Here is a 5,629-nt window from a genome sequence, read left to right as displayed (position 1 = left end):
CACAGATGGCGCGCAGCTCTGCCGGCAGATGCAGCGCCATAAAGTCACGGGCAATATCCGTCTGGGTCAGAAACTGCCGGAATGTGGCATCATGGGGCGTTGAGTTACTTTTCATGGGGCTTTCGTAGCACGATCGGTCACGGTCTCACTATTGCTGCTCCGGGATTTAACCCGTTCGCCGGGCAGAATACCTCCGCGGTGCTGCAGACGCCAGGCTTTCAGTATACGGTAGACGCTGGCCTTGCCAATGCCAAGCTGGCCCGCAACGAATTCGCGGATTAATCCGGCCATCGTGAGGTCAACGACCTGCTCGGTTGCCCGGAGCCGGATGTTCTGCCCTTCAAGCTCATGCACCAGGTACTGCAGGTCACGCAGGCTTCGTGAAAGACGATCGATACGGGTGACGACTAACGTATCGCCTCCCGTATGTACTCAATGCACTCATCCAGCGCCGGCGCCCTTCTTTCTTCGTCCCGGTCATTTTCTCCGGGGAAATTTTATGGCAATCGGCCGCAGTCAGCACTGCGATCTGATGTGTCAGATCCTGATCGGTTGTCGATACCCGGGCATAACCCATAAGAGCCATATGATTTAATCTCAATAACGACCAGAAGATGAGATATTTAACTATCAAATTAGCTGAATCGAGTCCAGTGAAACCATATTTGCATCTGTTCGCATTGTTATCACAAGGGTATACCCCAATGTGACATGCTGACGCGTCCACCGGGCTTGTCCAACCCTTCGCCTGTTCAGATGCAAGCTCTGAACAGACTCACGGTTTGTTCTTTAGTACAGCTCAGTTGTCTTTTTGATCTACGTGACAACAAAGTATCAACGTACAATAATTTAATGCCGTATCGTTATATATTGTACGTTTTTGTTTGTTGTGTACAATGGCGTGAGCTTTTACGCCATTAATGTGCAAGGATTCCATCTTGAGGGGACAATAATGAAACGCGATTACGGTAGTGTGGGTACCATAGCTCTCAGAGCAAGCGCTTTACTTCACGCTATGAGTAGGGATATTGAGGAACAAAGGAAAGAATTTAATCTGACAGAGTATCATCAGACATATACTCGTAACGCTGTCGCAAAACTGCCAAAGCTGAGCCGGCGTATCGTAGAACTGGCCATGAAAGAAATGGAAGAAAACGGCTATATTTTTAATAAAAAGCAGATTGGTAACGTCGAACAATATGCTTTGACGATACAGAATGTTATCGATATCTACGCCCACCGACAGATACCTAAATATCGCGATATCCATAAAGAACCCTACGTGATTTTCGTTGTAAACCTAAAAGGTGGTGTATCAAAAACAGTCAGTACAGTTACGCTTGCACATGCGTTGCGTGTACATCAGGACCTGCTACGGCATGATCTTCGCATCCTTGTAATAGACCTCGACCCACAGGCTTCCAGTACCATGTTCCTGGATCACACCCATAGCATTGGCACGGTCCTTGAAACAGCTGCTCAGGCAATGCTGAATGACCTCGATACCGAAACATTGCGAGAAGCCGTTATTCGCCCCACCATTATTCCTGGCGTTGATGTCATCCCTGCTTCTATTGATGACGGCTTCGTGGCGAGTCAGTGGGAGTCTCTGGTTGCAGAACATTTGCCGGATCTTAAACCTTCAGAAGTGCTCAGGAAAACAATCATCGACCGTATCGCAGGGGACTATGATTTTGTATTCATTGATACCGGCCCCCATCTTGATCCGTTCCTTTTGAATGGCCTTGCGGCGAGTGATTTGCTTCTGACCCCTACCCCACCGGCGCAGGTTGATTTCCATTCAACTCTTAAATACCTGACGCGTTTACCTGAAATGCTGGAGCGTCTTGAAGAAGAAGGTGTAGAACCACGCCTGAGCGCGAGTATCGGTTTCATGTCCAAAATGACTAATAAACGGGATCACGAAACTTCGCATAGCCTGGCCCGCGAAGTGTATGCAAGTAATATTCTGGACTCGTCGCTGCCACGTTTGGATGGGTTCGAACGATGTGGTGAATCTTTCGACACTATCATTAGTGCTAACCCTGTTTCATACCCAGGTAGTGCTGAAGCGCTGAAAAAGGCACGTACTGAAGCAGAACGGTTTACGAAAGCTGTTTTTGACCGCATTGAATACATCCGGGGAGCATCTAAGTGAAAAAGGTTTTAGCTCGTGGCCGAGTTCTCGGTAATAGCAATTCAGAGTTCGCCCGTATGCTTGAAGGTGACGGAGATGTCAAAACGTTCACACTCAAATCTGGCAAGCAGGCCAAATTTTTCAAAACGGTCGTATTAAGCGGTGAGATTGAATCAAAGACGTTCGTTGATGCATCGGTCAATGGACGGGATCAGGCGATGCTTACGCGCGAGTCCGTAAGTGATATTTCCCGGACGATAAGGCTGCAGCAATTCTTCCCGGCTATTGGACGCGAAGTAAATGGTCGAGTTGAGATATTAGATGGGACCCGACGTCGTGCCGCCTGCATCTTTAATAACGTTAAATTCGAAATTCTGGTAACCAAAGATGATATCTCACTCGCCGATGCACGGCAGCTGGCGAAAGATATCCAGACAGCAAGAGAACATAGTCTCCGCGAGCTGGGAAAACGACTAGAAGTCACCTATGGAACTAGCATGACGAAAGAAGAGATTGCGTTGAAAGAAAATCTCTCTCCGGCGAAAGTGACACGTGCATTCCAGGCCGCAGCAGTGCCAGATGAAATGGTTGCAGTATTCCCAGTGATAAATGACATTTCGTTGTCGGATTATCAGTTTCTACTGAAACTGGCTGAAGAAGCAAACAACAAGCAAACATCGGTAACAGAACTGATGGAAAAAGTTCAGTATCGGTTGAAGACCATGCCAGATTATCCGGCAATTGATAAAAGCAAAATTCTTGCGGTTATCCGGTCGGAGAGCAAATTGCTGACAGCCCTCCCAACTAGAACGGTTCAAACAGAGAAGCTGAGAGAATTTTCAGATCGTAATCAGTTTGCCAGAAAGAAAACTGATCCAAAGAAGCGACTTGTTGTTTATGAGTTTTCCCGTATTTCCGCTGAGGCACAGTCGGAGATTGATGAGGCAATAAAACGTATTCTGGAAAGACTTCCTGAGTCAGGTGAGTAAGGGACAAGGATGCCGAAGAGCATCCTTTTTTGTATGTTTTTCACCACGCCAATTTCATGGTTATTGATTTGATTATAAAGGAAAATTTTAAATTCTTTCACACTGAAATCACCACGCTTTTCAACATCTTCGTGACTCATAATTACGCTAATGGCAGTTCAGACCAGCGAGTTGTATAGGCAGGCGAAAGCATCTCCCGTTTCATATGCCATTCAGACGCTACCCCCTTCCAGCAAACCACACTTTTCCCAGACATGAATATCCATGTATTTCATCTGTTCCTACTTATGTAATTTACTTTCTGCATTTACACTGAGTTGCCATGCACTCGCTTTCAGGAAATCAGTATAATAGCCCCTAGATCATCTTCTCGGAGTGAATGGACATGGCTATTGCAGGTTGCGATTTACCAACTTTTGCCACCCGGCTCAATGAAGTGCTTACTCTCAGTGTGCCAGTGCGTACACCTGAAAAGCTCTTTGGGCGGGATAAGCAGTTGGAGACGATACAACTGGCACTTCATTCACCGGGCCGACATGTGTTTATTTATGGCGATCGCGGAGTAGGTAAGACCTCCCTCGCCCACACAGCCGCTTCGCTTATCCAGTCTTCGGATAACCGTCCTATTACCGTCAGTTGTGACCATGACTCGACCCTGGAAACAGTCATCGAATCGGTTATTAACCAAGGAATGATGCGCATGCCGGTAGACCGGTACAAAACGTCTGCAACTTTTGGTCTCAATATTCCTGTTTTAAAAGCTGAAGCCCGTGTTGAAGAGCGTGAAACTTCTCGCGTTCGTTCAGTCGTTAATATGGCCAGTGCGGTTGAAGCCCTGAACTATCTGACGGAACGCTATTCGGATAACACGGTTATTGTTATTGATGAATTTGACCTGATCCGTAGCGAGGAGCAGCGTGCCCGCTTTGGTGTTTTGCTCAAGCAGTTAAGCGATGGGGATGTACCCGTTCGTATCATCTTCACTGGGATTGGGCAGTCGGTATCTGATTTGATTGGCGGACACCTGTCCAGTCAGAGACAGATTGAACAGGTTGATCTTGAACGTCTGCACTGGACAGGTCGTCAGCGTATCGTTGAAAGTGCATTTAGATATTTTGATATTAATATTCCTGATGATATCGCAGACCGTATATGCGCGTTGAGTGATGGATTTCCCTACTATGTCCATCTCATGTGCAGCAAGCTCCTTCATGAGTGTTACATGGCAGATAAAGTCGTTAGCACAGTTACACGTGATCTATTTCTAGCTTCGCTCGATGCGGCTGTATTGTCTGCTGAGGAAACGCTCAGATCATGTTATGAGGCAGCTACCTGCCGAGATGAGCACATGCATCACATTCTTTGGGCGATGGCTGAAGGTGCAGACCTCAACAGAATGAAAGACCACATCATTACCTCCTATATCCAGGTGATGAAGTACCTCGACATTGAACCTCTGACGCAGAAGAACTTCGACAGCCGTTTTGCTAGGCTTCGTAAAGAGAATCACGGATCTATTCTGTGCCATGCGCTTGTCGGGAAGGATGGTGTCCGGCCTGGATGGTTTCGGTTCAGGGAAAACATGATCAGAGGCTTTGTCAGAATGCAGGCAGAGAAGTGCGGGATAGTTCTGGATTTTGATCGGCAGTATAGTGCCCATACAGCAAGTACCAGAACAGCTGCAGTTAGAGGGGTATACAATCCCCTCAGCACGGTGGAACGCAGCGTAGCTCGCCTCAGACGTGATGATGAAAAGGAAGCTGAAGAAAACGAATAACGTATCTGTAAATGAATGGAATACCCGCGAATTATATATGCAATACTCGGGTATTCAGCGTTTGCATCATGTCGAGTTACCCGTACAGCGGAGTCTTGCTCTTCTCCTGTTTATTGATCAGACAATTACTCAAATTTATGTACAGACTCATTTATTAAAATATTTTTAAATGTTTTTGATAAATGGCGATGCGCTTTCCTGTCTGGTCGTTCTGCGCTTTCTGGCTACACCATGTCTGTCCTCTGTCGTGGGTGCGTTCCAACCCCGGTAAATTTCAGAGGCTAACATCTTTTAATGTCGGGGGGTGCTGCTGACATCTTCTTCAGGCTGTGGGGCACGACCAGGCGCATTGAACGTGATGGTGATGATCTTTCTGGCCAGCCCTTTATCTGAAAGGGCATCATCCACACTTACATTACGTATCAGCGGGCTTTCTTCTTCTATGTGTTGGGCAATATGCCGCAACCACTCCGCCATCATTCCTCTGTCCATCCTTTTCCGCTCCAGTTGTGTTCAGCCAGGCTCACCATACCACACCAGGAAAAATGAAGTCTGTTTCTTGTGGTTAAAAGATAATCGTTTTGTCAGATGTGCTGTCATCCGTGCTGGTAGCGCCCTGCGCGGAATACCCTCAATTTATACACAGGATTGCCCACCGAAATTGTGGACAGCGACGATGAAATAACGATGTCGCTGCGCTCCTCATTCATGCCGCTCTGCTGTGAG

General features: G+C 47.1%; 5 protein-coding genes and 2 pseudogenes. 3 read left to right on the top strand and 4 right to left on the bottom strand.

All coding sequences use genetic code 11. From position 1 onward, the window contains the following. Positions 1–115 (bottom strand): Rpn family recombination-promoting nuclease/putative transposase (locus GSQ70_RS23350; RefSeq protein WP_199257301.1); only part of this gene is annotated, 115 nt, incomplete at its 3' end. Between the two features lie 101 nt (positions 116–216). Continuing rightward, a pseudogene (locus tag GSQ70_RS26520) lies at positions 217–586 on the bottom strand (recombinase family protein); the annotation flags it as partial. Between the two features lie 366 nt (positions 587–952). Here GSQ70_RS26520 and GSQ70_RS23340 point away from each other — a divergent pair. Both GSQ70_RS23340 and GSQ70_RS23335 read left to right on the top strand, forming a co-directional pair. After that, positions 953–2,158: an AAA family ATPase gene (locus tag GSQ70_RS23340; RefSeq protein WP_158784743.1), complete on the top strand. Its 1,206-nt coding sequence runs from the start codon at positions 953–955 to the stop codon at positions 2,156–2,158. Further along, positions 2,155–3,126 (top strand): ParB family protein, encoded by a 972-nt coding sequence (locus GSQ70_RS23335; RefSeq protein WP_158784742.1) that lies wholly within the window; start codon positions 2,155–2,157, stop codon positions 3,124–3,126. The genes GSQ70_RS23340 and GSQ70_RS23335 overlap by 4 nt, the downstream gene beginning before the upstream one ends. 142 nt (positions 3,127–3,268) lie before the next feature. Here the strand turns inward: GSQ70_RS23335 and GSQ70_RS23330 are convergent. Then, positions 3,269–3,384, bottom strand: a pseudogene (locus GSQ70_RS23330) (DUF4113 domain-containing protein); the annotation flags it as partial. Positions 3,385–3,511: 127 nt separating this feature from the next. Between GSQ70_RS23330 and GSQ70_RS23325 the strand changes: the two are divergent. After that, positions 3,512–4,903: an ATP-binding protein gene (locus GSQ70_RS23325; RefSeq protein ID WP_233268467.1), complete on the top strand. Its 1,392-nt coding sequence runs from the start codon at positions 3,512–3,514 to the stop codon at positions 4,901–4,903. 291 nt (positions 4,904–5,194) lie between these two features. Here the strand turns inward: GSQ70_RS23325 and GSQ70_RS23320 are convergent, their stop codons facing one another. Next, positions 5,195–5,395: a hypothetical protein gene (locus GSQ70_RS23320; protein ID WP_158784740.1), complete on the bottom strand. Its 201-nt coding sequence runs from the start codon at positions 5,393–5,395 to the stop codon at positions 5,195–5,197. Positions 5,396–5,629: the final 234 nt, after the last annotated feature.

Origin of the sequence: Pantoea sp. BAV 3049 (assembly GCF_009765445.1) — a bacterium.
Classification (GTDB): Bacteria; Pseudomonadota; Gammaproteobacteria; order Enterobacterales; family Enterobacteriaceae; genus Erwinia.
The sequence above is the reverse complement of the archived record's forward strand: the minus strand, read 5'-3'. Positions and strand labels throughout refer to the sequence as shown.

What these genes read in the sequence shown, in the direction of transcription:
- GSQ70_RS23340 (WP_158784743.1), top strand. Translation starts at nt 953, where the DNA reads ATGAAACGCGATTACGGTAGTGTGGGTACCATAGCTCTCAGAGCAAGC.
- GSQ70_RS23325 (WP_233268467.1), top strand. Translation starts at nt 3,512, where the DNA reads ATGGCTATTGCAGGTTGCGATTTACCAACTTTTGCCACCCGGCTCAAT.
- GSQ70_RS23320 (WP_158784740.1), bottom strand. Translation starts at nt 5,395, where the DNA reads ATGGACAGAGGAATGATGGCGGAGTGGTTGCGGCATATTGCCCAACAC.